23 protein-coding genes and 4 pseudogenes are annotated in these 26235 nt (G+C 62.8%); 14 read left to right on the top strand and 13 right to left on the bottom strand.

Features of this window, described 5'->3' with window-relative positions:
• Window positions 1-233 precede the first annotated feature (233 nt).
• Window positions 234-1799, top strand: coding sequence for an alpha/beta hydrolase (locus tag ACZ5MJ_RS23770; protein ID WP_464226116.1), 1566 nt, complete (start codon window positions 234-236; stop codon window positions 1797-1799).
• A 64-nt stretch (window positions 1800-1863) separates the two neighbouring features.
• Here ACZ5MJ_RS23770 and ACZ5MJ_RS23765 read toward each other — a convergent pair whose 3' ends face one another.
• The 3 genes and pseudogenes from ACZ5MJ_RS23765 to ACZ5MJ_RS23755 form a co-directional block, all read right to left on the bottom strand.
• Window positions 1864-2994 carry a helix-turn-helix transcriptional regulator gene (locus ACZ5MJ_RS23765; RefSeq protein ID WP_464226115.1) on the bottom strand — a complete coding sequence of 377 codons (1131 nt, stop codon included), beginning with the start codon at window positions 2992-2994 and terminating at the stop codon, window positions 1864-1866.
• A 194-nt stretch (window positions 2995-3188) separates the two neighbouring features.
• A complete protein-coding gene (locus ACZ5MJ_RS23760; RefSeq protein WP_464226114.1) occupies window positions 3189-4076 on the bottom strand; it encodes a helix-turn-helix transcriptional regulator in 888 nt (295 codons plus the stop codon).
• A gap of 380 nt (window positions 4077-4456) precedes the next feature.
• Window positions 4457-4702, bottom strand: a pseudogene (locus tag ACZ5MJ_RS23755) (LysR family transcriptional regulator); the annotation flags it as partial.
• Window positions 4703-4818: 116 nt separating this feature from the next.
• Here ACZ5MJ_RS23755 and ACZ5MJ_RS23750 point away from each other — a divergent pair.
• From ACZ5MJ_RS23750 to ACZ5MJ_RS23725, 6 genes and pseudogenes are all read left to right on the top strand, one after another.
• Window positions 4819-5026: pseudogene (locus tag ACZ5MJ_RS23750) on the top strand (hypothetical protein); the annotation flags it as partial.
• Between the two features lie 33 nt (window positions 5027-5059).
• On the top strand, window positions 5060-5326 hold the full coding sequence (locus ACZ5MJ_RS23745; RefSeq protein ID WP_464226586.1) for a DUF6537 domain-containing protein: 267 nt from the start codon (window positions 5060-5062) through the stop codon (window positions 5324-5326).
• A 183-nt stretch (window positions 5327-5509) separates the two neighbouring features.
• Window positions 5510-6604, top strand: coding sequence for a branched-chain amino acid aminotransferase (locus tag ACZ5MJ_RS23740; RefSeq protein WP_464226113.1), 1095 nt, complete (start codon window positions 5510-5512; stop codon window positions 6602-6604).
• Window positions 6605-6869: 265 nt separating this feature from the next.
• Window positions 6870-8267: an amino acid permease gene (locus ACZ5MJ_RS23735; protein WP_464226112.1), complete on the top strand. Its 1398-nt coding sequence runs from the start codon at window positions 6870-6872 to the stop codon at window positions 8265-8267.
• Between the two features lie 223 nt (window positions 8268-8490).
• Window positions 8491-9588, top strand: a complete 1098-nt coding sequence (locus ACZ5MJ_RS23730; RefSeq protein ID WP_464226111.1) for a Leu/Phe/Val dehydrogenase — start codon at window positions 8491-8493, stop codon at window positions 9586-9588.
• A gap of 26 nt (window positions 9589-9614) precedes the next feature.
• Window positions 9615-10817: pseudogene (locus ACZ5MJ_RS23725) on the top strand (2-isopropylmalate synthase); the annotation flags it as partial.
• A gap of 139 nt (window positions 10818-10956) precedes the next feature.
• Here the strand turns inward: ACZ5MJ_RS23725 and ACZ5MJ_RS23720 are convergent.
• The 5 genes and pseudogenes from ACZ5MJ_RS23720 to ACZ5MJ_RS23700 form a co-directional block, all read right to left on the bottom strand.
• A pseudogene (locus tag ACZ5MJ_RS23720) lies at window positions 10957-11115 on the bottom strand (cupin domain-containing protein); the annotation flags it as partial.
• 702 nt (window positions 11116-11817) lie between these two features.
• Complete coding sequence (locus ACZ5MJ_RS23715) at window positions 11818-12198, bottom strand: hypothetical protein (protein ID WP_464226109.1); 381 nt, start codon at window positions 12196-12198, stop codon at window positions 11818-11820.
• A 57-nt stretch (window positions 12199-12255) separates the two neighbouring features.
• On the bottom strand, window positions 12256-12684 hold the full coding sequence (locus tag ACZ5MJ_RS23710) for a hypothetical protein (protein ID WP_464226107.1): 429 nt from the start codon (window positions 12682-12684) through the stop codon (window positions 12256-12258).
• A gap of 363 nt (window positions 12685-13047) precedes the next feature.
• A complete protein-coding gene (locus tag ACZ5MJ_RS23705) occupies window positions 13048-14682 on the bottom strand; it encodes a hypothetical protein (protein ID WP_464226106.1) in 1635 nt (544 codons plus the stop codon).
• Window positions 14683-15018: 336 nt separating this feature from the next.
• Entirely contained in the window at window positions 15019-16134 is a 1116-nt protein-coding gene (locus ACZ5MJ_RS23700) for a helix-turn-helix transcriptional regulator (protein ID WP_464226104.1), read from the bottom strand.
• 316 nt (window positions 16135-16450) lie between these two features.
• Between ACZ5MJ_RS23700 and ACZ5MJ_RS23695 the strand changes: the two genes are divergently transcribed.
• Complete coding sequence (locus ACZ5MJ_RS23695) at window positions 16451-16729, top strand: excalibur calcium-binding domain-containing protein (RefSeq protein WP_464226103.1); 279 nt, start codon at window positions 16451-16453, stop codon at window positions 16727-16729.
• A gap of 97 nt (window positions 16730-16826) precedes the next feature.
• Here ACZ5MJ_RS23695 and ACZ5MJ_RS23690 read toward each other — a convergent pair whose 3' ends face one another.
• Window positions 16827-17795 (bottom strand): bifunctional helix-turn-helix transcriptional regulator/GNAT family N-acetyltransferase, encoded by a 969-nt coding sequence (locus ACZ5MJ_RS23690; protein ID WP_464226101.1) that lies wholly within the window; start codon window positions 17793-17795, stop codon window positions 16827-16829.
• Window positions 17796-17931: 136 nt separating this feature from the next.
• Window positions 17932-18273 carry a hypothetical protein gene (locus ACZ5MJ_RS23685; RefSeq protein WP_464226100.1) on the bottom strand — a complete coding sequence of 114 codons (342 nt, stop codon included), beginning with the start codon at window positions 18271-18273 and terminating at the stop codon, window positions 17932-17934.
• A 336-nt stretch (window positions 18274-18609) separates the two neighbouring features.
• Here ACZ5MJ_RS23685 and ACZ5MJ_RS23680 point away from each other — a divergent pair, with 336 nt between their 5' ends.
• Together ACZ5MJ_RS23680 and ACZ5MJ_RS23675 are read left to right on the top strand one after the other, a co-directional pair.
• Window positions 18610-19560, top strand: a complete 951-nt coding sequence (locus tag ACZ5MJ_RS23680; protein ID WP_464226099.1) for a S1C family serine protease — start codon at window positions 18610-18612, stop codon at window positions 19558-19560.
• 134 nt (window positions 19561-19694) lie between these two features.
• The gene (locus ACZ5MJ_RS23675) at window positions 19695-20309 is read left to right on the top strand and encodes a hypothetical protein (protein ID WP_464226097.1); all 615 of its coding nucleotides are present in this window, start codon (window positions 19695-19697) and stop codon (window positions 20307-20309) included.
• A 312-nt stretch (window positions 20310-20621) separates the two neighbouring features.
• On the opposite strand, the gene ACZ5MJ_RS23670 is transcribed toward ACZ5MJ_RS23675, so the two are convergent.
• Both ACZ5MJ_RS23670 and ACZ5MJ_RS23665 read right to left on the bottom strand, forming a co-directional pair.
• The gene (locus ACZ5MJ_RS23670) at window positions 20622-21182 is read right to left on the bottom strand and encodes a cytochrome b/b6 domain-containing protein (protein WP_464226096.1); all 561 of its coding nucleotides are present in this window, start codon (window positions 21180-21182) and stop codon (window positions 20622-20624) included.
• A gap of 22 nt (window positions 21183-21204) precedes the next feature.
• Window positions 21205-21471, bottom strand: a complete 267-nt coding sequence (locus ACZ5MJ_RS23665) for a PepSY domain-containing protein (RefSeq protein WP_464226095.1) — start codon at window positions 21469-21471, stop codon at window positions 21205-21207.
• Between the two features lie 284 nt (window positions 21472-21755).
• On the opposite strand from ACZ5MJ_RS23665, the gene ACZ5MJ_RS23660 reads away from it, so the two are divergent.
• A complete protein-coding gene (locus tag ACZ5MJ_RS23660) occupies window positions 21756-22184 on the top strand; it encodes a TOBE domain-containing protein (RefSeq protein ID WP_464226094.1) in 429 nt (142 codons plus the stop codon).
• 44 nt (window positions 22185-22228) lie between these two features.
• On the opposite strand, the gene ACZ5MJ_RS23655 is transcribed toward ACZ5MJ_RS23660, so the two are convergent.
• Complete coding sequence (locus ACZ5MJ_RS23655; protein ID WP_464226093.1) at window positions 22229-23644, bottom strand: FAD-binding oxidoreductase; 1416 nt, start codon at window positions 23642-23644, stop codon at window positions 22229-22231.
• Between the two features lie 134 nt (window positions 23645-23778).
• Between ACZ5MJ_RS23655 and ACZ5MJ_RS23650 the strand changes: the two genes are divergently transcribed.
• The 3 genes from ACZ5MJ_RS23650 (at window position 23779) to ACZ5MJ_RS23640 (ending at window position 26235) form a co-directional block, all read left to right on the top strand.
• Window positions 23779-24705 (top strand): LysR substrate-binding domain-containing protein, encoded by a 927-nt coding sequence (locus ACZ5MJ_RS23650; RefSeq protein ID WP_464226092.1) that lies wholly within the window; start codon window positions 23779-23781, stop codon window positions 24703-24705.
• 266 nt (window positions 24706-24971) lie between these two features.
• Entirely contained in the window at window positions 24972-25754 is a 783-nt protein-coding gene (locus ACZ5MJ_RS23645) for a COG4705 family protein (protein WP_464226090.1), read from the top strand.
• A gap of 25 nt (window positions 25755-25779) precedes the next feature.
• Window positions 25780-26235, top strand: a complete 456-nt coding sequence (locus tag ACZ5MJ_RS23640; protein ID WP_464226088.1) for a hypothetical protein — start codon at window positions 25780-25782, stop codon at window positions 26233-26235.

Genomic DNA, 26235 nt, shown 5'->3' with positions numbered 1-26235 from the left:
TCAAGGTGGTGGGACAATGCGGTGAGACACCCCACCGAAGCGGGGAGTGATCAACTCTCCCTGGCCCCTATAACTAAAAGTCAAACAAAAGCAAAGCCCAGGCACGGGGAAAGCCAACATTGCTGGCTAGCTGGAAATGGAAGACCCACGTACTGCACCTTAAAGCGGATCCTGGCTGTTCGCGGACCTGCTACTAAGAACAAGTCGATTTGATCGCGATAAAAGGGGGCACGATGCGTTTGACCCGGCGAAAGGGGCTTATTGGAGTTTTTGCCTGTTGCGCGCTGACTACTGGCGCTTTCGTGCAACCCATGTCTGTAGGCCGCGGCCAGTTGCTGGATCAGACAATTACGCTACGCATCAGCGCGGGCGCGTTGGAAAACCTGCTGACTTCCACCGATACGGGCCGGCAACTTATGCAGGTGGCCGGAACTCCGGCTTGCGACCTGGAGGTGATGTACTTCCGTTATGGCACGATTGGCGGCGCCAACGAGCGCACCAACGCCAGCGCCGCCTTAATGATTCCTGGCGGCGGCCCGGGCTGCAGCGGGCCACGCCCGACCATGCTGTATGCGCATGGGACTACCACCTATCGCAATTTCAATATTGCCGATCTGACGCAAGCGGACAAGAACAACGGCGACGGTGCCGCAGAGGGCCTGGCCATCGCAGCCATGTACGCGGCGCAGGGCTATATCGTGGTGGCGAGCAACTACGCGGGATATTCCGGCTCGGGTCTTCCTTATCACCCTTACCTGAATGCTGCGCAGCAGTCGGCTGACATGATCGACTCGCTCACGGCAGGGCGGGTCGCCATGGGGGGAACGAACGCAGGAAAACTGACTTGGCCGAATGGCAAGCTCTTTGTGACTGGCTATTCGCAGGGCGGCTACGTTGCCATGGCCACGCAACGCGCGCTGCAAGCGGCGGGCGTCAACGTGACGGCTGCCTCGATGGGGTCTGGCCCCTATGCCCTGGGGGCCATGGGCGATGCACTGATTGCGGGCGAAGTGGATATCGGCTCGACCGTGTTCACGACGCTGGCGGCGACGAGCTACCAGCATGCCTACGGGAATCTCTACGGGAGTCCAGGCGATCTCTATGAGCCGGCCTACGCGCCTGGCATCGAACAGTTGCTGCCGAGCGTGACGTCGATTGACGTCTTGATTGGCAAGGGAAAACTCCCCGCTACCGCGCTCTTCAGTCTTGCCCCTCCCGCCCCGCAGTTTGCGTCACTGACACCGCCGGCCTCGCCGCCGCTTGTACCCGCGGCGCTGACGCCGGTATTTGCCGCTGGGTTCGGCAATGGGCACCTCTTGCGCAATGCATATCGACTCAGCATGCTGCAAGATGCACTGGTGAATCCAGATGGCGCGTTCCCGAATACAACGGCCGCGATGGCACCGGCGGCCAACCCGGCCACCCCCCTGCGTCAGGCATTCAAACGAAACGACATGCGCAACTGGACGCCCGGCTCCCCGGTCCAGCTCTGCGGCGGATATGCGGACCCCACTGTCTTTTTCTTCAACGCGACCATCCAGCAGGCCTATTGGAAAAATGCCAGAGTGCCGGCAAAGCTGACCACGGTGCTGGATGTCGATGCCGCCATCGCCGGGGCTAAAGATCCTTATGCCGCCATCAAGCAAGGCTTTGCCGACGCAAAGGCCGCGCTGGCCGCGCAGGCAGTTGCCGGAGGTGCCACGGATGGCGGGGCCTCCGCTGTTATCGAGGCTTACCATAGTGAACTGGTAGCGCCGTTTTGCATGGCTGCAGCGCGCACGTTCTTCGGGAACTTCTGAGCATCGTGGGACCGCCGCGCCAGATCCTCCGGCGGATCGATCTGGCGGCGGCAGCGGAAAATAATCAGCCGGGCCCCATGCACGCGCCAAGTTCGCTCAGCAGATGAGCAAGCCTGGCCTGGGTACCGGTAGCGGTCTTGTTGAAGATCGCCTTGAGCTGGCTGCGGGCGGTCTCATGGCGGATGCCGAGCCGGGCGCAGGCTTCGGGCAGCCCGATGCCCGCGGTGAGCACGGTCGCGAGCCGGATCTCGGATGCGGTCAGGCCATATAGTTGGCGCAGCACGCCCGCCAGCATGGCCGGCGCAGCGCCGGCCTCGCGGATTGCGACCAGGGCGGCAGGGCGCTGCCATTGCCTGGCCAGGCGATGGGCCGGCGGCAGCGGCAGCACGATGACGCTTGCGCTGTGCCCGCTGCTGTCGCAGGCATGCGCGGCCTGGGCCGGCGTGGCTCCTTCAGGGCTGCAGGCCGCAGCCAGCATCTCCCGGAACGGCCGGCTCAGGCACCAGTCGTCCGGGCGCGCCCGGCCTGCGGGCTCGCCTTGCTTGCCCGGCAACAGCCGCCTTACCCAGGGTTCGCCACGGGCATTGCTGAGCAGCACCTTGCTGTCAGGCGCGACGACGATCAGGCCAAAGGGGAGTCGCTCCAGCACCTGCGCGGACAGTTCGCCGAGCATGGCGACGTCCAGCGTGCGCTCGCGCAGGCTCAGTGCCTGTCGCAGGTGGGGCATCGCCCAGCCCAGCCGGCGCGCGTCATCGGCGTGGTAGGGCTGTTGTCCGAGGGGCTTTTGCAGCGAAAAATAGATCTCGCGGTGCGGCTTGCGCTCGACCAGGCAGCCCATCACGGAGCTCAGCCTGAACCCGTGCATGAACTCGCGGTAAAAGGGCAGCCGGCTCATATCCGCCTGACCTAGGTCGCGCGAATCGACATACCAGTCTCCCTCCGCCATCTGGCGTGTGTAGGTCCGCGCCGGGTCCTCGGCCTGGTAGTGGTCGTTGTAGGCGTCGACCAGTTCCTGGTTCAGGTCATGGATCTCGCTGACCCGAAACCGCTGGCTGGGAGCGTCGAACTCGACCAGCGCGGCGTGCATGCTTTCGCTGGCATCGCGCAGCAGGGCCAGGCTGGACTGCCAGGCGGCTTCGTCAAGGATGCCCTCGTACAGACCTCGTATGGTCTGATGCATGATTTCTTCTTTCATTGCCTTTCCCCCCCGGACGCCTCTGCCGCGCACCTGCCGGGGGCTTGCCCCCGCGCGGCCGGATTGCCCGCCTTGCCCTGTCTGGTTTATCCCCCATTCAGGGGAATGCAAAGACAATAGGGGATCCGCCACGCCCGCAGTTGCGGTTTCTTGCGAATAATTTGCGGGGGCAGGCTTGTGCGTCGGCAGTCAGCTCAGGCTTGCCTGGCCTGCACATGCGCGTTGCGGCGGAAATCGCTTGGCGATGCCCGGTTGAACTTGCGGAAGGCAGCGAAGAATTGTGTGTAGGAATCGAACCCGCTGGCGGCCGCCACATCGGACAGGGGCATATCGGGGTGTCGCCGTATCAGCTTGCGCGCATATTCGACGCGGCACATCAGCACGTATTGCCAAAGACTGACCTGGCGCGTCTTGCGGAACATCCGGCACAGGTGGAAGGGGCTGATATGGACCGCGGCGGCGATCGCGTCGATGGTGAGCGGCTGGGACAGGTGGGCGAGGATGAAATCGTCCAGCCGCGCCAGAACGTGCCTGGACAAAAGGCCCCGCTGCTGGGCTGCCAGGGCGGTTGCGTCCTGCCCCCTGCCGCCATAGAGCAGGGCCACGCGCAGGCTGATGGCCAGCAGCAAGGATTGGTCGAGCAGGCTGCCGCCCACGCTGCCGCCCTGGACATGGGCGTCCAGCGCCAGCACCAGTCGCACCAGGCCGTTGTCGGCGCCGCCGGCGAAGTCCGAGCTCAGGTCGGGCACGCTGCGGTCGTGCGTCTGTTCATGAGCCAGGACAACGGCATCGGGGCGCACGGAAAAATAGATGGCATCCAGCGGGGCCAACCACGTGCTGGAAAGCGCATCGCCCGCGGCGCGGAAATAGACCTGGTTTGGCGCCATCGCCCCGTCCAGGCGCCGCCCGTTGACGTGCCAGCGGATCGCGACGGGATCCCTGCCGATCGGGATGGCCAGGCAGTGCACGGGCATGACCGTGGTGTCCAGGGCGCCGGCGGGCAGCAGGTGGCGCTCCAGCACAAAGCCGTCCCAGTGAGAGGTCGCGCTGCCATAGCGCGGCGTGGTAGGGATAGCCGGCACGGGGCCGCCGGCCGTCGTCGCCAGCAACTGGGTGCGTGGAGGAGCCTGGCCCATAGTTGGCGCGAGTCAACCCGCTCCCGACATCGCGGCCAAGGCTAGATATACGGTATTGTTCATTTTCTTGTGCCGTCACCTTGCGCGACTGCCTCTGCGGCAGGTCGTGCGCTATGTGTGGGGGGAGTATACATAGCTTGTGGTCGCTTCAGGGGGGCGGCGGGGCTAGCGAACTGCCGCTTCCGGACCCTTTGGCGCCGCTCGGATCTCCGTGACGGCAAAGTCCGCTTTCATGGCCTAGCTGCCGTTCAAGCGGGGGGCGCGTTAGTGGATGCGGCGGAACTCTGCTCTTACCCTGTTTAAAGCGCGCCAGCAGGCTGGGCAGGTGCGTGCTGGTAGAAATGGTGACCTTCGGCGGTCAGCGTCACGCCTTGCGGCAGGCACTCGAACAGGCGCACCGCCAGATGCTGCTCGAGTGCCAGCACCGCATTGGAGATGGCCGATTGCGACACTTGCTCGGTGGTGGCCGCCTTCGAAAACTGCCTGGTCTCGGCGGCTGCGGCGAAGTAGCGGAACTGTCGCAGTGTAGTCTCGTCGGCGATCGTTTCCGGTGCCTCGCGAGACTTGGCCATGTCCATCCCTCCGCTATTTGTTTTATGGATATCAGGTTTTGGAATTTTTGATTTTACGATGGCGCGGGCGCTTCCTACACTCCTCCGGACAAAAGAAGCATGCGGAGACAGACATCGTGAATGCCCCACTATCGCCAACCTGCGCGAATCCCTGGCCGCGGCCAGCCTGGACGACAAGGACACCCTCAAAAGAGGCCGCGTCTACATGAGCGGCACCCAGGCGGTGGTGCGACTGCCACTGCGGCAATAGGCCCGCGACCGGGCCGCGGGATTGAATACTGCCGGCTTTATTCCGGGTACCGGAGCTCGCCGCTGGGCGGGCTCCATGACGGTCGTCTGCTGGCGCGGCTGAAGGGCTTGCGCGACATCGCCTTCGATATATTCGGCAGGCCTACCGAACGGCGTGCAGAGCGGCAACTGATTGTCGAGCATCTCGCCACGGTGGAGGAGCTTGCGCAGTCCCTGAGCGACGGCAAACTGGACACTGCTGTCGCACTGGCTTCACTACCAGACAATATTTGCAGTTTCGGCCATGTGAAGGAGGTCAATATGCAGAAGGCGGCGCAGCGGCGGACGGCATTGCTGGCCCAATTTCGCAGTGGCGCGCTGAGTGCTGCTGCCTGACTCCGGCCGCAGCAGAACAGTTTCCTGTGGCAGGATCGAGCGCGTCCGGCTTGGCGGTGGTGGGGCTTGCGAAGGCGCGCCGCTCTTTGGCAAGTAGCACTCCCCCCTTGCAAGACACCCGCCCAGACGACACTACCGCGGCGGCCAGGGCCATATGGCCCAACATCCTCGGAACACTGAAAAATGAGTACGGAAAATCAACTGCATTTCGTTGTAGAGCCTCGCCCGGGGCCCACCCCCGCCGATGAGATTGCTGCCAAGTTGGCAAATCCGACGTTCGGACGCATTTTCACAGATCACATGGTCACGATCCGTTGGACCGACGGTCGCGGCTGGCATGACGCCAAGGTCGAAGCACGCCGTCCTTTCCAAATCGATCCCGCCTGCGCGGTACTGCACTACGCGCAGGAAATCTTCGAGGGCATGAAGGCATACCGTGGCGAGGACGGCAAGATCTCGCTGTTCCGCCCACAGGAGAACGCAAGGCGTTTTCGCGCCTCTGCTGCCCGCATGTCGATGGCCGACCTGCCCGAGGCCACATTTCTGCAAGCCGTGGAAGCGCTCGTCGATATTGACCGCGCCTGGATTCCAGGTGGCGATGGTAGCCTCTACCTGCGCCCATTCATGTTCGCCTCAGAAAATTTTCTAGGCGTGCGTGCGTCGGCCGAATTTGTATTTTGCGTGATTGCTTGCCCGGTCGGCCCGTATTTCAAGGCCGGCAAGCCGGCGGTGACCGTATGGGTTTCGGATCGCTACACCCGAGCGGCCCCTGGCGGCACCGGCGCGGCCAAGTGCGGCGGCAACTACGCGGCCAGCCTGATCGCGCAGACCGAGGGCTCGGCCAATGGCTGCGACCAGGTGGTGTTCCTTGATGCTGCGGAGCACCGCTGGATCGAGGAGCTCGGGGGCATGAATGTTTTTTTCGTGATGGATGACGGCTCTCTGCGCACACCCCCATTAACAGGGACAATCCTGCCGGGCATTACGCGCGCTTCGATCATCGAACTGGCCAGGCACGAGGGTATTCCGGTCAATGAAACACCATACGACTTCGAGACGTGGCGCACGGATGCAGCCAATGGCCGGGTTAAGGAAACCTTTGCCTGTGGCACGGCCGCGGTCGTCACCGCCATCGGGCAGGTACGTCACGCTGGTGGGGAGTTCACGATCGGCAATGGGGGGGAAGGCGAAGTTACGCAACGCCTCCGTTCGTTGTTGACCGGCATCCAGCGCGGCAAGATCGCCGACCCGTTCGGATGGGTTCATCACGTCGATTGAGACCGGCGTGTTTGACATGAGCGGCGTGCACGGAATCGGAGGGCCGCGCACGCCGGGTTGATTCGGTTTGATGTCTGTCCCCGTGGCCTGGGCGGTCCGGGTAATTCCAACAAATGCCGGGACCGGTGCGCGACCTGCGTGCCGGCAAGCCGTGCCGCCGACCCCGGCAGCACGCTGCCCGGATGCCTTCGCGCCCGCATGACTCGTCGCCATCTCCGGCGCCGGCCCGTGCGATCGCTCGGCAGCACATGCAGGAGACACCTATATGAGCTTGTTCCGAACCAAAGACATTGACGCCATGCTGGCGGAAAGACACGTTGGCAGCCTGAAGAAGGTGCTGGGTCCGGTGGACCTCGTGCTGATGGGCATCGGCGCCATCATCGGCACCGGCATCTTCGTGCTGACCGGCACCGGCGCTTTGACCGCCGGCCCGGCGCTGACCGTGTCTTTCGTCATCGCGGCCATGGCCTGCGGCTTCGCCGCGCTGTGCTATGCCGAGTTCGCCTCCGCCATCCCGGTGTCGGGATCGATCTATACCTATAGCTACGCGACTCTGGGCGAGATCATCGCCTGGATGATCGGCTGGGACCTTCTGCTCGAATACGGCCTGGCTACCTCGGCGGTGTCGGTGGGCTGGTCGGGATACTTCCAGTCGCTGGCGGCGGGTTTCGGTCTGCATTTGCCGACGGCGCTGACGGCAGCTCCGGGGGCTGTGCCGGGCGTGCACACCTTGTTCAACCTGCCGGCCTTCCTAATCATGCTGATCACCACTTGGGTGGTGTCGTGCGGCGTGCGCGAGTCGGCCCGTCTCAACAACCTGATGGTGGCGATCAAGATTTCGGTGGTGGTGCTGTTCATCGCAGTCGGCGTCTGGCATGTCAAGCCGGCCAACTGGCAGCCATTCGCACCGTTCGGGGTATCCGGCATCTTCAATGCGGCGGCGCTGGTGTTCTTCGCCTTTATCGGCTTCGATGCGGTGACCTCAGCCGCCGAGGAAGTGCGCAATCCGCACCGCGACCTGCCGGTCGGCATCATCGGCTCGCTGACGGTCTGCACGGTGCTATACGTGATAGTCGCGGCCATCATGACCGGCGTCGTTCCCTTCGCCAAGTTCGCCGGCATCGACCATCCCGTGTCGCTGGTGTTGCAGTACGCAGGACAGGACTGGGTGGCTGGCTTTGTCGACCTGGGCGCCATTCTCGGCATGACCACGGTGATCCTGGTAATGACCTTTGGCCAGACTCGCGTCATCTTTGCCATGTCTCGCGACGGCTTGCTGCCCGCCAAGCTGTCGTCGGTCCACCCGGTGCACGCCACGCCATTCTTTGCCACCTGGACTGTCGGCATCGTGTTCGCGATGATCGCCGCGTTCGTGCCGCTCAATGTGCTGGCCGAGTTGATCAATATCGGCACGCTCTCCGCCTTCACGCTGATCTCGATCGCGGTGCTGGTGCTGCGCCGGACCCGCCCCGAGCTGCCGAGAGCTTTCCGCTGTCCCGGCGTGCCGGTGGTTCCGCTGCTATCGGTGGGCTTCTGCCTGTTCCTGATGGCGCACCTTCAAGCGCTGACCTGGATCGCCTTCCTCACTTGGCTGGGGATCGGGCTGTCGGTCTACTTTCTGTACGCGCGCGGCAACGCGGTGCTGCACGGTGGCACCAGGTAGCACGCGGTGCCTAAGCGGATGTGGAAGCCGACCTTGGAGTAAGCGAAAACCCCAGCCCCGCCCGCACCCTGAAACTGGGTAAGATGCCAACCCGGCGACGGCGCGACAAGATCGCCCGAAGCCGAACGCGATTGGGGCTTCCCGCCCCATCAAAGCCGCACCGCACTGCAACCCAGGCGGTGTGTCAAGGAAGGCAGAGCTACAGCTTTGCATTCCGCACGTCATGGAGAAGAAGTTGAACGACCGTACCCACGCGGCGGCCGCTGTCCGCCTGTTCGGCACCGGCGAAGGCCTGTCCCACGAGCGCGTGACGCTCGCCACCGATCCGGAATCCGGCCTGCAGGCCATCATCGCCATCTACAACACCAGACTGGGCCCCGCCTTCGGTGGCTGCCGGTACTGGACCTATACCGCCGAAGCCGACGCGCTGTCCGATGCGCTGCGCCTGTCACAGGGCATGGCCTACAAGAACGCCCTCGCCGGGCTGCCGTTCGGTGGCGGCAAGGCGGTGATCCTGCGTTCCCCGGCGCAGCCCGACCGCCAGCAACTCTTCCGCGCCTTCGGCCGCATGGTCGAGTCGCTGCAAGGCAGCTATATTACGGCCGAGGACGTCGGCACGACGGTGGACGACATGCGTGCCGTCCAGGCCGAGACCCGCTACGTCAGCGGCATGCCGCGCGACGGCGGCTTCGGCGGCAATCCCTCGCCGTGGACGGCATACGGCGTGTTCGTCGGTATCGAGGCGGCGGCGCTGTATCGCCTGGACCGCAAGTCGCTCGCCGGCTTGTCCGTGGCCGTCCAGGGTCTGGGTTCGGTGGGCTGGGAGCTTTGCCGCCGTCTCCATGAAGCGGGCGCCACCCTGACCGTGGCCGATATCGACGCCGGCCGCACGACGCAGGCGCAACAGCAGTTTGGCGCCAGCGTCGTATCGCCGGAAGCCATCACGGCCGTCGACGCCGACGTATTCGCGCCTTGCGCGCTGGGTGCCGTCATCACCCCGGCCGTGGCCGAAAGTTGCCGCTTCCGGGTCATCGCCGGCGGGGCAAACAATCAACTTTCTTCGCTCGCCGAAGGCGACACCCTGTACCAGCGCGGGATCTTCTATGCGCCCGACTTCCTCATCAATGCCGGCGGCATCGTGAGTTGCGCCCGGGAATACCTTGGCGGTGTCGACGAATCGGCCCTGCGCGACGAAGTGGCAGGCATCCGCGAACGGGTGCTCAGGCTGGCGCAACGCGTGGAGTCGACCGGCCAGGCGCCGGCGCGCGCGGCGGTGACATGGGCGCACGAGGTGTTGTCGCGTGGCATCGGGCCGAACTGAGCGTCACGTCGACCAGGAGGAAGCCGATGAACGAATTCCCGAAGCCCCACAATTCGACCAGCGCCAGCGACAAGCTCGTCATCCTTGATACCACCCTGCGCGATGGCGAACAGTCGCCTGGCGCGGCAATGACCGTCAGGCAGAAGATCGCGGTCGCGGAACATCTCGATACCCTGAACGTCGATGTCATCGAAGCTGGCTTTGCAGCCAGCTCGGATGGGGACCATGACGCCATCCGGGAGATTTCCCGGCAAGTGAAGGGCAGCGTGATTTGCTCGCTCGCCCGTGCCAATGAGCGCGATATCGAGCGAGCCGCCAATGCGTTGAGGCGCGCGAGAAGATCCCGCATCCACACCTTCATCGCGACGTCGGCGTTGCACATGGAGAAGAAGCTGCGCATGACCCCGGAGGAGGTGTATCTGCGGGCGTGCACTGCCGTCCGCTTCGCGCGCCAGTTTACGGACGACGTGGAATTCAGCCCCGAGGATGGGAGTCGATCGGACGCCGATTTCCTCTGTCGCGTGATCGAAGGGGTCATCAAGGAAGGGGCGACCACGATCAACGTCCCCGATACCGTTGGCTATGCCATGCCCGTCGAATTTGCCGAGGGACTCCGGAGGCTTCGCGAGCGCATTCCCAACTCCGACAAGGCCATATGGTCGGTGCATTGCCACAATGACCTCGGCCTGGCGGTTGCCAATTCGCTGGCGGCCGTCAGGTACGGTGGCGCCCGGCAGATCGAATGCACCATCAACGGGCTTGGCGAACGCGCAGGCAACGCGTCCCTGGAAGAGGTCGTCATGGCGGTAAAGACCAGGCGTGACCTGTTCGGACTTGACGTTGGCGTGAACACCACGCATCTGGTCGCTGCCTCCAGGGCCGTTGCCGAGGCCACGGGATTCAGCGTTCCGGCGAACAAGGCAGTGGTCGGTGCCAATGCCTTTGCGCATGCGTCAGGCATCCATCAGGATGGCATCCTGAAAGCCCGTGAGACCTATGAAATCATGCGGCCGGAAGATGTTGGATGGGACAAGGGCGCGCTCGTGCTCGGCAAGCTTTCCGGCCGGAATGCCTTCAAGCACCGGGTTCAGGAACTCGGGATGCATTTTCCCGATGACGAAGGGCTGTCCGCTGCCTTCGCCCGCTTCAAGCAACTGGCGGATACGAAGGCCGTGATTACCGATGACGATCTGAGGCACATTGCCCTCGGCGTGGCGGAATCCAGTATGGTCAGCGCTTCATAAGCGCTCCCGGCCACGCCGCCGGGAGCTACCGCAGGCGGCGCTCAAGACAGCGCCGTCTGCTCAGCTTCCCGAACGTCGGGATAAGCCGACGCCAAAGGTCCGGTACCCGCGCGAGGCGCGCAGCATGAATGACCACCAGCAGCGCCGTCGCCACCGTCCTGCCCGGACTGGTGATGACATGGGCGACGTCCGCGCCATAGCGGGCGGTCTACCCATGTTTCAGCCTCTCTTCTTCCCCGCCTGACCGCACCGTCATTGACCCTGACTGGACCGAGAGGTGCTCGGGTTACCCCAGAGGGTCCCATGCCCGCTTCCGATACCGCCCTCCACGACCTGCTATCGGCGCTGCCGCGCCCGGGTGAGATCCAGTGTGCGCCTCTGGCAGTGGTCGCTGACCGACCCCATCTCGGCCATTCAATCCGTCGCCGTCCCAACGGCAGCTTCCAAACTACAACGGTCAATTGGAAAATCGGCCGCAGAGTGCTCGGCCGCTGGCGAGGCAATCAGAGCATCATGAGCGCGAACGTCATTGGCTGGGAGGACCTCGCGTGGGTCGGCCGCTATTACCCATGCGCTGCAGAGCATAATCGAGAATCCCGGCCGACCCTCGGATGGTTCTTTGCCCTTGGCGAGAAGGCTCAAGACGGGCCGCAGCGCGACAGCGTGTCGCATGGAGCGAGACCTGACGGCCGGGCCGCACCCTGGGTGTGGGTTGGGCTGGTTGGGAAAAGTGAGCGCGGGGCGGATCGCGAGTGGTTTCGTTCTGCACCGCCCGGCTCGGGATGGCTGGCGTCGGGAGGCGCATTAGGCTAGGCTCAATGCAACACATCGTCTAGAGGAGGGCCGACCATGTCACAACGCAGACTGCCGCGCCTACGCGTCCTGTTGCCCGTGTTTCTCGCGGCGCTGGTGGGGGGCTGCTTGTCGCGCCAGACGCACCACCTGCTGCCGCCGGCCCCAGAGCCGCCGAGAATGCCGCCGCAGGCTACCGACACCCAGGAGACCACGACTCCGGTGGCTTTGCCGGCGAGGCCGGCGGCCAAGGCCCCGGCCCCCTGACGGCACCGGCCGGCAAGAGGGCCGGCCTCAACAGCTTCACCCCCAAGGCATTGGCCTTCGTATGGGTCGCGACCTTCATCTCCCCGATGTCTGGCAACGGCTGTCCAGGCGGATTACCAAACCAAAGAAACGAATCGAAATCCAGATCCGGTTTCACCACGATCCAGAGGATGCAGCCGCTTGGCTTTTTCATGAGATTGAGGCTGGCGGTCACACTGGCCCGCTTCCCGCCGGCCACGCTTACTTTGAGCTGTAGCCACTGGTAAATCGCGTGCAGATTTCCCTTGTTGGTAAAGCCATCACGCACGCGACCGTGCGCGAAGCCTCGTAATGCCGGTCCCTGTCTCGGATTGCCCGCCTGCTGTCAGGCCATTTCACACGCAGCTTCGCCAGCCAGCGCGACTCTTGTCTCGTCGGTCACCGTGCTTTCCGCTATCGCGTTGTCGTCTTCGGAAACCATGTCGCCCAGACCGATGACGACCGTGATATTCGGCGTCCAGTTCTTGCGGTCGGTGCTGACCTCGGCAAACGTGGTCACCGTTGCGGTGTAGCCCTGCGCTCTGAGGTCGTTGGCTAGCCGTTGCGCGCGCGGTTCCAGCGCTGCTTGCGGATTGTCTTCGTTGATGTCGAGTACCAGGCTGGTCTCGAATTCTTCCTTGCCCCTCTGGATTGCCGTTTGCATTGCCTTGAGTTGCTTGTTCGCGAGCGCGACGAGCTTGCTGTACCTGGACTCTTCCTGGCTGGCGCGCAGTGCCTTGGCGGCGTTGATGATTTCGGTGCGGTGCACGAACATGATTGCCTTTCGAGGTGGGGAGAGAAAGCGCAGGCGCCGCACGGGCTTGACTTCAGGAGCCAGCTGTTCCGGGATGCGACGACAACTGTATAAATATACAGTGTTCGCCGGCTAACCGGCAAGGAGTAAAGGATGAAAGTCCCTGGCAGCAGAAGATCTGGCGAATCACGCTACGGTTGACGCGTCTATAAGGCGAAAAATTAATTCCGGGTCCAACGGTCGTCCGCCTCCATGGTCGCTGCGGCATTGCGAGGCGATGCGGCACCTTAATTGACTTGGGGCTAAGCGCAAAAAACCCCTCGCACAAGTCGAGGGGCCAAAAGCCAGGCCAAGGGGAAGCCCCTTGGCGAGAGGCTCAACAGCTTAGGGACGGTCGATACTCAGGCTGTAGAAGTTTTGAGCGGCATTGGCGCTGATCGATGCGGCAAGGCCGGCAGCGGGGATTCTCAGGCCGATTGCTTCGTTGACGTTCGTGGCAGCGGCCCGATGGCGCAGGCCAACGACGGGATTGTCGAGAGTCCAGGTATCTACGCGCCCATCCTCGATACGCGTCCGGGTATAGGAATTCGCGGTGGTGTCAACCGAGTCGATCCTGGTACTGTAAGCCGAGAAGGCGCTCATTGTGCCTGTCGTAAAGAGCGTCGAGTCCCAATACGCACTCGTCGTGCCAACGGTCGGCAGAGTCATGGTGTAGGCCCTGCTGGCGACCGTGAAGCCACCAGGACGGGTCAGGAACATGGAGACGCGGCCATCGGTGCCGACGAAAGTGACCGCATACCCGATGCCACCGTTGGAAGGTGTGCTCGCCAGGCCGTCTGCCCCTTCGGTGAAGACAGGGAAATCAGCGTCCGTCCAGACGTAGCATGGCTTGCCAGGGAAGCAACGGCCGCCAGCCGTGACCTTGCCGTCGGCGCCGATCGTCATGTTGACGCGACTCGGCATCAGATTGCCTGCGCTGTCGGGAGTGGTAGCGTAGGTAAGACCCACCCAATCCCCCGCCTTTTGGTCGGTGGCGACCTTTTGCGCCGGTACCAGGAGCCTGGCGGACGTGGAGGAGCCACGGACATCGCGCAGGAGTGCGATGCCGCCCTTGCCGACGACCATGTCATAGCCATACAGACTATCCGGATTGAGGAAGCGGCACGCCTGACTGGAATCAGCAGTAAGCGTATCGACGGCGCCATCGCTCTGATAAGTTACGGTCAGCTTTGCGGCGTCCACCGTCACCGGCTCGATCATGTTGTCGGCCGTATTGACACTGAAGTACTTGCCGCTGCGGAAGCTGGCGCAGGACGCCGCCGCAGGTTGCAGGATGGTTTGAATCGGGCCAGTCGAATTGCCACCGGGGTTCGCCGCGACTGCCGTGGACAGATCCACCAGGGTCGTGCCGGACGAGGTCATCGCGGCAGCGAGTTTGTCGATCGCCTTGTCCATGGCGTTGCCGGCCGCGCTGCCAGTTGCTGCGACAAGCGTGTCCGAAACGGGATTCACTCCGCCCAGATCAACAATGCCGCTAAGCGTGAGGCTGACTGCCGAGACCGCGCTGCGGACACCATCGGAGGTCAGCTTGCCTTGCGCGGCCGCATCAAAGGCAGTGAAGAAATCAGTCGTGCTACCGCCTGCGATGGCCGCCGTCACGAGCTCGGTCAGAGGCGTGATATTCGCCACCGCAGCGGTGCCAGAACCCGCATCGACGATCGAGTGCATCACCGGCCCGTTCGGAACCTGGACGCTGAGCACGCACGGACGCACGGCGTTCGGAATACCAATGGTGAAAGTGCCATCCGCGGCAGTCGTGGCCGACCCGGACCCCGTCGCGCATTTGGCCTGGACGGTTGCTCCCGCCAAAGCCGCGCCGGTTGCGGCAGTGCCACTGATCTTCGTCGTCGGCGTAGCAGGCGTAGTCGTTGTCCCCCCAGTCGTGGAGTTATCGCCCCCACCACCACAAGCACTCACGGTGGCTGCAGCTACGGCGACAGCAAGCAGTTTTGCTTTCATTTTTCTGACTCCCTAAGGTTGCAGGCGCGCGAGTCCGATGTCCCGCTACACCTTCCCGTCCGCTGTTTTCGGTCTTGGCGTGCGCTGTAATACAACCAGCACGCCGTAGCAAGTATGTAAGGGAAGACATGATCGCCGCATCATCAATATTGATGATGAAACAGCAGGTGTGTTTCACGATCTGAAGCGGCCCTGTGTGCGGAGCGGATTGCTCAAGGGCGGCTTTCACGGCTAGGAACGCCATAAGCCGATCGGCATCGGCTAGCGTTCAGCACTGGGGGACTTTTGCCAACAACTATGAAGCGGGGCCATTACGGGCCGTCGCACCCGCGCCAGTCAATCCGGCTTCTTCTGCGAGAGTATCGATAACATGGTACTCACGGCTTTGACTTGCGATCGGGAGTTGGTCTTTGCGAGAACGGCCCGCACCTGGTATCGAACCGTGTTGGATGAGACCCCTTTGGTGTTCGCATAATCCTCCGGGGACGTGCCTGCTATCAGGGCCTCCGCCACGGCCGCTTCCGCCGGCGTCAAGCCAAAAGCCTGATGCAACTGCCGGGCGGTGACAGGGGGGGAATTTCCACGCGTCCTTGCCGTAACCAGGACCGATGCGGAGCCGAAAGCGGTCAGCGTCAGCCCCGGAATGCCGGCGATGCTCATGAACAGGTCGTGTGTGGCTCCGGTGGCGTTTCGCAGCGCCAGGCTTTCTCCGCGCCTGGATCGCACAACCCGAAGGATCGCAGCATGGAGCGCGTCATTGTCCGGAGCGTGGGGCGCTGCCAGTCGACCGTGCCTGAGCCTGAGCGCTGTCCCGGCGCTAAGCAGCGCCTCCCCAGCCTTGTTGGAAAAGACGACGTGTCCCTCCTTGTCCAGAGCGAAGACAGCAAGGCCGAGTTGCTCCATCAGTTCGGTCCCCAGCGCGGCGTCCCGGTGCAGATCCCTGGCGTCCTGCCAAAGGTTGATGGCGCGATGGAGATGCGGGATCAGACCAGCTGCGGCCTTTCTTTCCGCGTCGGTATAAGGCTTTCTTCCTTTGTTGCGAAGGAGCCCCAGGAGGGTGTCGCTCCCCCCGGGCTGGGGAAGGCGCGCGCCCATCAGATAACGATGCCCGGAAGTCGGGAGCTGGAAGTCCTGGTAGAACTCGCTCCGAGCCACGTCTTGGTCGGTAATGTAGTCTTGGCAGGCAACGAGCGCTCCTGCGGGCGCACGCTGGACCAGTTCGCGCCGCGGATCCAGTGCGCCATAGTAAGCCTCGTAGATCGCGACAACAGAATCGAGCTGAGAGGCTGGCGTATACACCGAGAAGCGCGGACTGTTGTTTGCCGGGTCCCAGCTGAACATATGAAAGACGTTCGCGCCGACCGCCTCCGCGGTGCGTTGCAGGACTTCCAGGAAATCGTCTTGTCGAATGGCGGCCTCGTAAAGGTCCCCAATCAGATGGTCTCTCAGCATGTCCGCTCCCCAATCGATTAGCGAGCAGAGCCTGTCAGGCGGCTCTTTTGGTCGAGGCTCTTGGATCTACCGGCTAAATACGATATCGAACTCTTGATGGTGTTTACTTCCCCTCCAAGGAGGGGTATTGCGATTTTGGGGGAGTTCACATTTTGCATTGGCTCCCGGCCGGCCTCCGGCTGTCGCCAGGTCGACGCCGGCACGGGTCCGTCCTTGAACCTGCTTGCTGCTGAGCGCCTGATCCACAACGACGCTGTTGTGGCATCCTTCCATTCGCATAAGAAAAAGAAGGGTAGGGATCAACATTTATAAGAGCTTGCTGGTAGTCGCGGTCGCCGCGGCCGCCTTTATCTATTACAAAACTCATGCGCCTTTGGTAAATGCCGTTGCCCAGACCGAACCACAGGCGATCGAGGTCTCGGCCGTGGCAGCAACGGCGGAACCGGTTTTCCGCTGCGAGGGCAAACAGCACTGCAGCCAGATGGCTTCCTGCGCGGAAGCGCGCTTCTATTTAAAGAACTGCCCGGGGGTAAAGATGGATGGGGACGGCGACGGTATTCCATGCGAGACGCCGCCTCTCCAGTGTATGTTTTGACGCGCTGACCGGCAGGCCACGCACTGCTGTCCGCTTCCGAGCGGCGACCTACCTCACGAAGGCGAGGGCCACGTCAGTCGTCGAATCATGGCCGAACTCAGGCCGGGCAACGGCTGAACCGTTGCTCGATGACCTTGGTTCCCCATTGCGCCCCCTCCGATTCCTCCACCAGCTGAAAGCCAAATGACTCGTATAGATGCCGTGCCGCATCCAGCCCCTTGAATGTCCAGAGGTAGGTCTCGCTATATCGCTTGTCGACAAATTTCATCGCTTGTGACATTAGTTGCCGTCCGACACCGGAGCCACGCAATGAGTCATCCACAATGAACCAGCGCAAATGGGCGATGCCCGTTTCATCATCCCCGTCGATGGCGAGCGAGGCGAGCGACCGGCCGTTTTCGACGTAGAGCCACAGCGCCTTGTCAACGGCCGGCAGCTTGCCGACAAACTCGGCAAGCTCGGTCGCTACTTTCTTTTCGAAGAACGCGCCGAAGCCCCAATGTTCCGAGTAAAACCGGGCGTGCAAGCTTGCGATGTCACCGATGCAGCCGGGTTGGTAGCCTTCCAGAATCCGCGCGGACGCGGCATCTCCGGGGGCTGCTTGCATCGCGTTGTCTTGCGTGAGTGCGTCGGCGTACAGCGCGAGAGAGCGGACCAAGGCCTGCTGGTCAGCGGGAACCATCCGTCGCAGCGCGTTGGACACCTGATCGGTTGCGAAGCGGTCGATTTTTTTTCGAAGTTTCTGTCCTGCCTCGGTCAGGTACAGCTCGGACGAACGGGCGTCTTCATCCGCGATCCTGCGCTCCAGGAGTCCGCCGGCCTCCAGCCTTGCAACCTGCCTGCTTGTGTTCGATTTGTCCAGGCGCAGGATGTTGCCCAGATCCTTTGCGCTGATCCCTGGCTTGGCCCCGATCTCGATGATCGCGTGAACCGCCGACGGGGCAAGGTCACTATCGGCCAGGGTGGCCCGCATGAAGCCAAGTTCGCGGACAAGTCTTCGCGAGAAGTCGCGAAGCTCAAGAATCGTCGCTTCTCTTGATTTGGCTGGAAGGTCGACAAGGTCCACGGACGGCCTCACATAGGTTGCGCTGCGCAACCAATATAGTTGCGAAGCGCAACTTGATCAAGTCCGGTTTTGCTGAGATGTCGCAGGTCGGCGGTGCGGGTGCGGCGCCCGGGTCCCACAGTCGGCACAGGCGAGGTCATTCGCCGCCGATCCCCGCTGGTCGGAACCTAGCGCAACTCCGATTCCGACCGTGGATCCGCCCAACGTCCGCCGTAGGGTTCCCGATACAGGCCAGCTTGAAGCGGATTCCACTCAGATACCGCTTCAGCCAGCCATTGGGCAGAATGGTGTTGAGATGGAAATTCATGACAAAATAGGGCGCCACGGTGACCATTTCGTCGGCCCGGTAGACTGCGAAATAGCCGAAACGAAATCCCTCGATTCCGGCAGCCTGGAAGGCCCGGTAGAAATCTCCGCCCTCCGGCGCTTCTTGCAGGAATCCCTCTGGCGGTGTTGCCAGATCCTCGATGCGAAGCATCGCTCCCCCTAACCCGTTGTTGTTTATTCTTGGGCCGAACTGCGGTCCGGCCGAATACCGATCACGTTGAAGTCGACGTGCTCGGAGCATTCCATTAAAACGTCTTCTACATTCATCCTACCGCAACATTGTTTGCAGCCTACGACAAAGACCCCTCTTTCGTAGGATGGATGGCTCTTATTTCAATTCCCAATTCCGGTTACATTACTCTGCCTCTCCGCATTTTCCCGCTTGCCATACCGATCAGGCGGGCAGAAGGCGGTCAAATGAGCGGGAGGGGAAACTCAAGTAATGAAACATCGCTGAAATATGGCAGCTCTAGTCCTCATCAGAAGAATGGCGCTCCGGGTCTCGCTGGCCGCTGTGCTGTTACTGCCAATGGTTTCCTGCTTTGCGATCGAGGCTGCCGACCTCTATGAGAAGCGCTCCCCAAGTATCTGGCTGGTCAGCGTCCACGATGCTCAAGGGCAGCGCATCAAAATGGGGAGCGCTGTCGTGACAGGCCACGAGGAGCTGGTCACCAATTGCCACGTTCTGACCCAGGGACGGTCGATCACCATCAAGCACGAAAATACCGCGCACGCGGCTCAGCTCGCGCACGCTGACGTAGAGCGCGACCTGTGCATCATTCGTGCGAAAGGTCTTGTCGCACCTGCCGTGAAGATTGCTCCGGTGTCGACGCTGAAGGTGGGGCAGAAGGTCTACGTTATTGGGGCCCCGCGAGGGATGGAACTCACCTTGAGCGACGGGCTCCTATCCGGGCTGAATCACGACAAGGATGGCAACCTTACCCGGATCCAGATCAGCGCCCCGATTTCTCCGGGTTCCAGTGGCGGCGGCGTGTTCGATACTGACGGCCGCCTGATCGGCATCGCCTACCTGACGATCAGGGATGCGCAGAACCTGAACTTTGCCGTCCCGGCTGACTGGATAGCGCAAGTTCCTGCGCGTGCAAAAGTGGCGCTGGAAAAATTTCGCGCCGAGAATCCACCCCAGCCAGCCAAACTGGCAAAAGCACCGGAACCGGCAGGTGGTCAGCCCGGCTTGTCCGTACCCTACCTTGGGGAGAAAGGCCAGGAGCGCTTTCGCGATTTTCTGACAAGGCCATTCCCGCGAGCTTTTGCGATTTCGGATACAGGCTATTCCGTCGCAACCTGGGGCAGCAGGCCCAAAGATCCGACCAGGCCGGTCGACACAAAGGAAAGAGCATTGCAGATATGCAAGGAAGCGGCGGGGAAGGACTGCATGCTCTATATGGTCGACAGTGACATTGTATTCTCCAGATAAGACCAATGCGTATTTGCTCGAAGCTCCTTCCGATGACGCCTGCTTGCCTGACTGCCGCTTTCCGTATTATGGCAAGACCTCCCGTGTCGGCGGTGATGGCACTCGCGCTAGGCGCCTGCGCGGCCCCGACTGCCGTGACCACCAATCGGGCGCTGGATTACGATGGACGGCCGACCCGGCTGTATGTCATCTCGGGTGCCGGCATGGGATGGGGCCCTGATTTTTCTGGCGCATTTCGCGCAAAGTTCCGGGAGATCGCCCGGCGTTGCGGAGCTACCACCGGATTTGAAGAAATCTCTGGTCTCGAACTGGATCAAAACGGGCCCGCGGCCAGGGCCGCTGCGTTCGGCGCGGACACCATCCTGACCATTACGCACGGCGGCGGGGTGGTCAGCGGCAGCACCGGCAATCGTCTCTCGATCAGCTATGGTGCCACGCTGAGCGACGTCAGCCAGCACCGAGCCGTGTGGCGGGGCAACTTTGCCTTCAATCGTGGCGGCACCGTAATTCCCATTGCGGAACGGGGCTCGGTACTGGCGATCGATATCACAAACGGCCTGAAGAAGGACGGCATCCTGCAAGGGTGCAGCCAGATCGTACTGGGACAAGGCGGGCGGCTGGACCCGTCCGCGGTTGCCAAGCCGCGCCCGGAGGATGCAAAACCGCCCACCCTGTCGGCACGTCCATCCGGTGCGGCGCCTGGAACACCCAGCCTGAAGGATCTGCAGGGCCTGCTGCCTTCCCAGTGAAACGCAGGCCACGGCTGGGGCTGGCGCCCCGGTCAGATTATGATGTCCGTGCGATGACAAGGACCCGTCCGCGACCACTGCCACGGCCAAGCGCTTGCGTCAGCGCAGCAGGATGTTCACGGCTTGCTCGGTTGCCGCACTGGCGCTCGCGAACATCTGGCCTGGATGGAATATGCTGGCCATGACTCCAATGCTGCTGTTGCGGTGGCGCAGGCAGCGCTGAATCTGCAGTACATGGCGGTGCTGCGGGGGGCGGCCTGGTAAGACAGCACGGGAATCGGCGACAACGGGTGGGCCCGATGGGCTGGTGGATTACCTGTCCCCGGCGGACGGCTTGCCTTGATCCGGCGCTGCCGGTTTCCTTCCGGTCACCATGGACAGGATCAGGTTCTCCTTGTGCAACCGACTCATCAGAATCGCCGCGGCAACATGCACGCACACCAGCGCCAACAGCAAATCGGCGAGGACGCCATGGAGGTCCTTGGGCCAGTCTTCGCCCCAGAACATATCCAGCCGCGACAACCAGCCGGTAGCGGCAAGCGCAAGGATGAGGATCCACAGCGCTAGCATCATCAGCGCGCCAAGCGGATTGTGGCCAAGGTAGCGGGGCGGATGCCCGGCAAAGGCGGCCTTGACATACGCAACAACGCTGCTGCTGCCGGGGAGCCATTCGCGGAAATTCCCGGCGCCGCTTCCCACCACGCCCCAGGCGACGCGGACCAGCACCAGGCACGCGGCCGCGTAGCCAAGGGTGCGGTGCAGCGGCCCGCCGGAATCCTCGTACAGGTTCCACAGCACCAGTGCCGCCACGCCCCAGTGCGTGATACGCACGATGGGATCCCAGACCTGGACGGATGGGCGCGAAGGCTTCATGACGCGGCGGCGGGGGGCGGCGTTATTTCTGGATTTCCGCCTTGACTATGTCCAGCGTCTTGGTATCGAAGTAGATTTCCGCCTTTTTCCCCTCCTTGGTCGTGCCGTAGATCTCGTAGCAGTTCCCGTCGGTCTTGAACTTCTTGATGTTGTAGCCCTGCGCTTCAATCCTGGCGCGGGCATCGCTTTCCTTCATCCATTCGCTCTTGGGGTGCGCGGGACATTTCGCGCTGGCCAGCGCGGAACCGGACACCAGGATCATTGCCATCAGCGCGCCAATTCTAAGCATGAACACCTCCGTATCGTGGGAGGCATCAGCATAGTGCACTCAATAATGCTTCGCAATCATGGCGGTGCCTTGCGTGCACTTTGCATTGATCCCGGCGATCGCCTGACGCCTGCCTCCGGGCAGGCGCTTTGGCTTCGCTGATGACGGGTATCAGCCGGGGCCGCTTCCTTAGCGTTGAATTCGGGATCACACTACAGCTTCAATCTCGCGGACCTGTCAGCGGCTCAGCAGCACGGGCGGGCTGATCCACGCGAGCGAACCGATCAGGCAACAAGGAGAAGAAAGTGATTACCAGTGCGCGCAACCAGTTTTCGGGTGAAGTTTCGGCGGCCAGGCATGGCGCGGTCAACGACGAAGTCATCCTGCGCCTTGCCGGTGGCCAGGAGATTGTTGCCACCGTGACCAGCGAGAGCGCCGCACGCCTTGGACTGACGCAAGGCAAGAAGGCGGTCGCCATGGTCAAGGCAACCTCGGTGATCGTCATGGTGGATGTCGATGTCAGCAAGGTGTCGGCGCGCAACGCGGTCAGCGGCAAAGTGACCGACCTCAAGAAGGGCGCGGTCAATGCGGATGTCACCATTACCGACGATTCCGGTCTGGCGATTTCGGCAATCATCACCAACAGCAGCGTTGACCGGCTCGGCCTGGCGGTAGGCAAGCCGGCGGCGGCAGTGTTCAAGGCATCGAGCGTGATCGTGGGCGTGGATGGCTGAGCAAGCCCTGGGCAGGCGGCGGCACGCCAGGGTGGCCGCCGCAGTCAGAGATTCTTTGAAGGCACCGGCCCGGGCAGAACATTCTGGTTCAGACGAAAGAAGTTGGTGGGGTCGTATTTGTTCTTGAGCTCGACCAGCCTTTGGTAGTTCTCCCCATAGGCGGCTCGTACCCTGTCCTCTCCCTCCTCGCCAAGATTATTTGCATAAACCCCGCCCGTCGAGAACGGCCGGATAGCGTCCCAGGTTTCACGCGCCCACCGTACATTCGCTTCATCGTCTGCCGGATCGTCCCAGATCGAGATGGGGAAGCAGTCATAGAGCGCATCGCGGTTGACGTAGGCTGTCTCCGTGCGCGGGACCCGGGCGATCGCGCCTCCAACCTGCTGCAAAACCAGCAGCGGCATGCCGCCGCGCGCGTTCGCGTAGGCACTGAGCAGCGTATCGATGGCCGGATCCGTGAGTTCACGCAGGAACTGTGCCTTCCAGTAGTAGCGGCGCCCGCGGGGAAAGATGGCATCGCCGGCGCACTGGATCTGCAGGTAGGGGGTCGCCTCAAACCGGCACTCGGCCGGGGTTCCATGGTCCCTGAGCGGCGCGAGCACTCGCTCACCTTCCGTGATGGGTCCGGCATAGCATGCCGAGAGGCTCAGGAAGCGCTCGCCAGACGGCATGGTCACAAGGGCCGCGTCGACGCTGAGTTCGTCCGGCGCCTGGCTCGCAAATGCATGGTAGAACCGCAAGGCGTCCCGCGCCTGGTCGTAGCGATGCAGCACGGATCCGGTCAGAAGCATCGGCCCGACAGGATGAAGCCGGTACTCGAATGCCGTCACAATGCCGAAGTTCCCGCCGCCGCCGCGAAGGCCCCATAACAGGTCCGCGTTCTCGGTGGCACTGGCTCTGAGCATGCGGCCATCGGCCAGCACGATCTCGGCCGCGATCAGGTTATCGCATGCCAGGCCATGCTTGCGGCCCAGCCTGCCGAAGCCGCCGCCAAGCGTCAGTCCGGCGATGCCTGTGTCGCTGTTGACCCCCATCGTCGTCGCCAGCCCGTGCGACTGGGTTGCGCTGTCGAATTCGCCCAGGCTCAGGCCGGCACCCGCGCGCGCAATGCGCTGCACCGGATCGATTTCGATCCGCTTCAGGCGCGCCAGGTCGATCACGATGCCGTCGTCGCAGACGGACAAGCCGGCGACATTGTGGCCGCCGCTGCGTACCGCCACCAGATAGCCGCCTGACCGGGCAAACGTCACGGCGCGGCTGACATCGGCGGCATCGGCGCAATAGACGATCATCGCCGGCCGCTTGTCGATGGCGCCGTTCCAGACCTGGCGTGCCCTGTCATATCCGCTTTCTCCGCGCAGGATCGCTTCGCCATTCAGGCCTTGGCGGAATCGCTCCATGCTCAGGCCGACGTGCTCCGGCCCGCTTCCGGCACTCCCGGAGATGAGATGCGCATCCATGCTGCCCCCTTTCCATGTCCGGCACAGCAACCTCTGCACCGCAGGTTCCGGATACATGCTTGACGCAAGCAGGAAACGAAGCAAGCTCGAAGAACTCAGCTGGCAGATGAGTTCTGCTCACCTACACTCAGTGCATGCGCAAACTGCCACCGCTACGTTCGCTGCGCGCATTCGAGGCCGCGGCCAGGCTCAAGAGCTTCAAGGCTGCTGCGGCGGAGCTCGGTGTGACGCCGACTGCCATCAGCCATCAGATCCGGTTGCTGGAGGAAACCTGCGGCCAGAAGCTGTTCCAGCGGCGCCCCCGCCCGCTGACCCTGACTGGCGCGGGCGCGCAGCTGTTTCCGGCGCTGCGCAATGGCTTCGATGCGCTGGCGAGCGCCGTGGCATCGATCGCGGCGACCGACCACCAACGCCCGCTGCGCGTGACGAGCTCGAACGCGTTCGCGAGCCGGTGGCTGGTTCCCCGGCTACCCGAGTGGCGCGCATTGCACCCCGGGATCGCATTGGAAATCATCGGCACCGATGCTGTCCTGGACTTGCGGGCAGGCGACTCCGATATCGCGATCCGCTACGCGCGAACTTCGCCGGCCGATCATGTCGTGCAGGAGATCTGCCGGGACGCCTTCTTTCCCGTCTGCCGGCCGGAATTGCTTGGCACGGATGGCCGGCCCGTTCAGCGCGCCGCAGACCTGCTGCGCTTTCCGCTGATCCATTTCGACTGGATGAACCGGGATCCGGACGCCCCCACGTGGCACAAATGGCTGGCTACCGCGGGCATGATCGACCCCATGATGATGAACCTCAGCGTGAAGTGTGGCCTGAGCTTCCGCGAGGAACTGCATGCCATTGACGCAGTGGTTGCCGGACAGGGAATCGCAATATGCAGTGATGTGGTGGTCGGCAATGAACTGCGCACGGGGACCTTGGTCAAGGCACATCCCCTTGCCTTGCCAGGCTATGGCTTCTACCTGGTGGCAACCGCCAATCATCCGAGGCAGGCGTCCATTGATGCCTTTGCGGGCTGGATCCGGTCGACGGCGTTGAAGACCGGGCCGATGTAGCGCGGATCCGCACTGCTGAACGATCTCTGGCTTGCTCCTTCAGCGGCCCTTGGCCCCGCCCAAGCCAGTTCCGGGCAAGCAATCCCATCAGGTGCCGGTCGCCGGCGAGCCATGCTACGGCCTCGCGATGCGGGTCCATCGCACCATCCTGACCAGGCTCAATCACTTTGGCTTGCCTAGGGAGTGAGCCCCTATGTTTCGTCTAAGTCAGTCGAGTCAGACTGCATCTCACCATCAAACCTGAGTACTTCGAACGGGAGCTGCACATGAACGCTGTGTCGCCTGCAGACGCCACTGGCTGGCTCAACAAGGTCCCCACCATCACGCTTTCGTTCTGGATCATCAAGGTCATGTCCACGACCGTGGGGGAGACCGGCGCCGACTACCTGGCCGTCAATGCTGGCTGGGGGCAAGGCATGACGCGGGCCGTCATGGGGGGGCTGCTCGTCGCGGCCTTGATCGCGCAGTTGCATACGCGCCGCTATACACCGTGGATTTACTGGCTCACGGTGGTCCTGGTCAGCATCGTTGGCACCCAGATTACAGACCTGCTGACGGATGGCCTTGGCGTCAGCCTGTATCTCAGTACGGCGGTATTCGCCGTAGGTCTCGCGGCCATATTCCTGGTCTGGTTTCGCGTCGAGCGGACCCTGTCGATTCATACCATTGTCACGCGTCGTCGCGAACTGTTCTATTGGGCGGCCATTCTCTGCACGTTCGCGCTGGGAACCGCCGCCGGCGACTTGACGACCGAAGCGTTGGGACTGGGCTTTGTGCGCGGCGCGGTGGTATTCGGCGCAGCCATTGGAGCCACCTATGCGGCGTGGCGGATTGGCACCAACGCTGTCTTGACCTTCTGGGTTGGCTACATCCTGACTCGCCCCTTCGGCGCTGCTCTCGGCGATTGGCTATCCCAATCCACTACCTACGGTGGGCTCGGCATGGGTGCGATGTGGACCAGCGCGCTATTCCTCGCCGTGATCGTCTTCCTCGTCGGCCTCGCTCAGTACGGCATGCCTGACCGGCGTATGCCTCAGGCTATCGAATAGCCTTCCCCAATTCAGGAGAAATGCCATGCGCTCAATCCTCTCACGCCTGCCTGTGGTGACATCCACCGCTGCATTAGTCGGGCTCAGCCTCCTGGCAACCGGCTGTTCCAGGTCCGCCGAGAAGCCGGTTGCCGAACCGGCAGCTGTGTCAAGCACGCAAAGTCTTCCTGAACAACCGGCGCAAAAGACTTCCGCGCTTGGAGACCTGAGTGCGTTTCGCAGCATTGCAACTCAGGTTGCGACCATCGTCGACCAGGGCGATCTGCCCGGTGCGAAGGCTCGCATCAAGGATCTGGAGGTCGCATGGGATGCGGCGGAAGCAGGCTTGAAGCCACGCGCAGCCAATGATTGGCACGTGCTCGACAAGTCCATTGACCGGGCCCTGGCTGCCTTGCGTGCCGACTCGCCAGGTCAGCGGGATTGCAAGGCCGCCATGGCGGAACTGCTCCGGACGTTCGATGTGCTGCAGGGCAAAGGTTGA

The organism is Cupriavidus sp. LA-1 (genome assembly GCF_055385985.1).
The sequence above is the reverse complement of the archived record's forward strand: the minus strand, read 5'-3'. Positions and strand labels throughout refer to the sequence as shown.

Coding starts and splice junctions, on each gene's coding strand:
- ACZ5MJ_RS23770 (WP_464226116.1), top strand. CDS start 234: ATGCGTTTGACCCGGCGAAAGGGGCTTATTGGAGTTTTTGCCTGTTGC.
- ACZ5MJ_RS23765 (WP_464226115.1), bottom strand. CDS start 2,994: ATGAAAGAAGAAATCATGCATCAGACCATACGAGGTCTGTACGAGGGC.
- ACZ5MJ_RS23740 (WP_464226113.1), top strand. CDS start 5,510: ATGAGTACGGAAAATCAACTGCATTTCGTTGTAGAGCCTCGCCCGGGG.
- ACZ5MJ_RS23735 (WP_464226112.1), top strand. CDS start 6,870: ATGAGCTTGTTCCGAACCAAAGACATTGACGCCATGCTGGCGGAAAGA.
- ACZ5MJ_RS23730 (WP_464226111.1), top strand. CDS start 8,491: ATGGAGAAGAAGTTGAACGACCGTACCCACGCGGCGGCCGCTGTCCGC.
- ACZ5MJ_RS23710 (WP_464226107.1), bottom strand. CDS start 12,684: ATGTTCGTGCACCGCACCGAAATCATCAACGCCGCCAAGGCACTGCGC.
- ACZ5MJ_RS23705 (WP_464226106.1), bottom strand. CDS start 14,682: ATGAAAGCAAAACTGCTTGCTGTCGCCGTAGCTGCAGCCACCGTGAGT.
- ACZ5MJ_RS23700 (WP_464226104.1), bottom strand. CDS start 16,134: ATGCTGAGAGACCATCTGATTGGGGACCTTTACGAGGCCGCCATTCGA.
- ACZ5MJ_RS23685 (WP_464226100.1), bottom strand. CDS start 18,273: ATGCTTCGCATCGAGGATCTGGCAACACCGCCAGAGGGATTCCTGCAA.
- ACZ5MJ_RS23680 (WP_464226099.1), top strand. CDS start 18,610: ATGGCGCTCCGGGTCTCGCTGGCCGCTGTGCTGTTACTGCCAATGGTT.
- ACZ5MJ_RS23670 (WP_464226096.1), bottom strand. CDS start 21,182: ATGAAGCCTTCGCGCCCATCCGTCCAGGTCTGGGATCCCATCGTGCGT.
- ACZ5MJ_RS23665 (WP_464226095.1), bottom strand. CDS start 21,471: ATGCTTAGAATTGGCGCGCTGATGGCAATGATCCTGGTGTCCGGTTCC.
- ACZ5MJ_RS23655 (WP_464226093.1), bottom strand. CDS start 23,644: ATGGATGCGCATCTCATCTCCGGGAGTGCCGGAAGCGGGCCGGAGCAC.
- ACZ5MJ_RS23650 (WP_464226092.1), top strand. CDS start 23,779: ATGCGCAAACTGCCACCGCTACGTTCGCTGCGCGCATTCGAGGCCGCG.
- ACZ5MJ_RS23645 (WP_464226090.1), top strand. CDS start 24,972: ATGAACGCTGTGTCGCCTGCAGACGCCACTGGCTGGCTCAACAAGGTC.
- ACZ5MJ_RS23640 (WP_464226088.1), top strand. CDS start 25,780: ATGCGCTCAATCCTCTCACGCCTGCCTGTGGTGACATCCACCGCTGCA.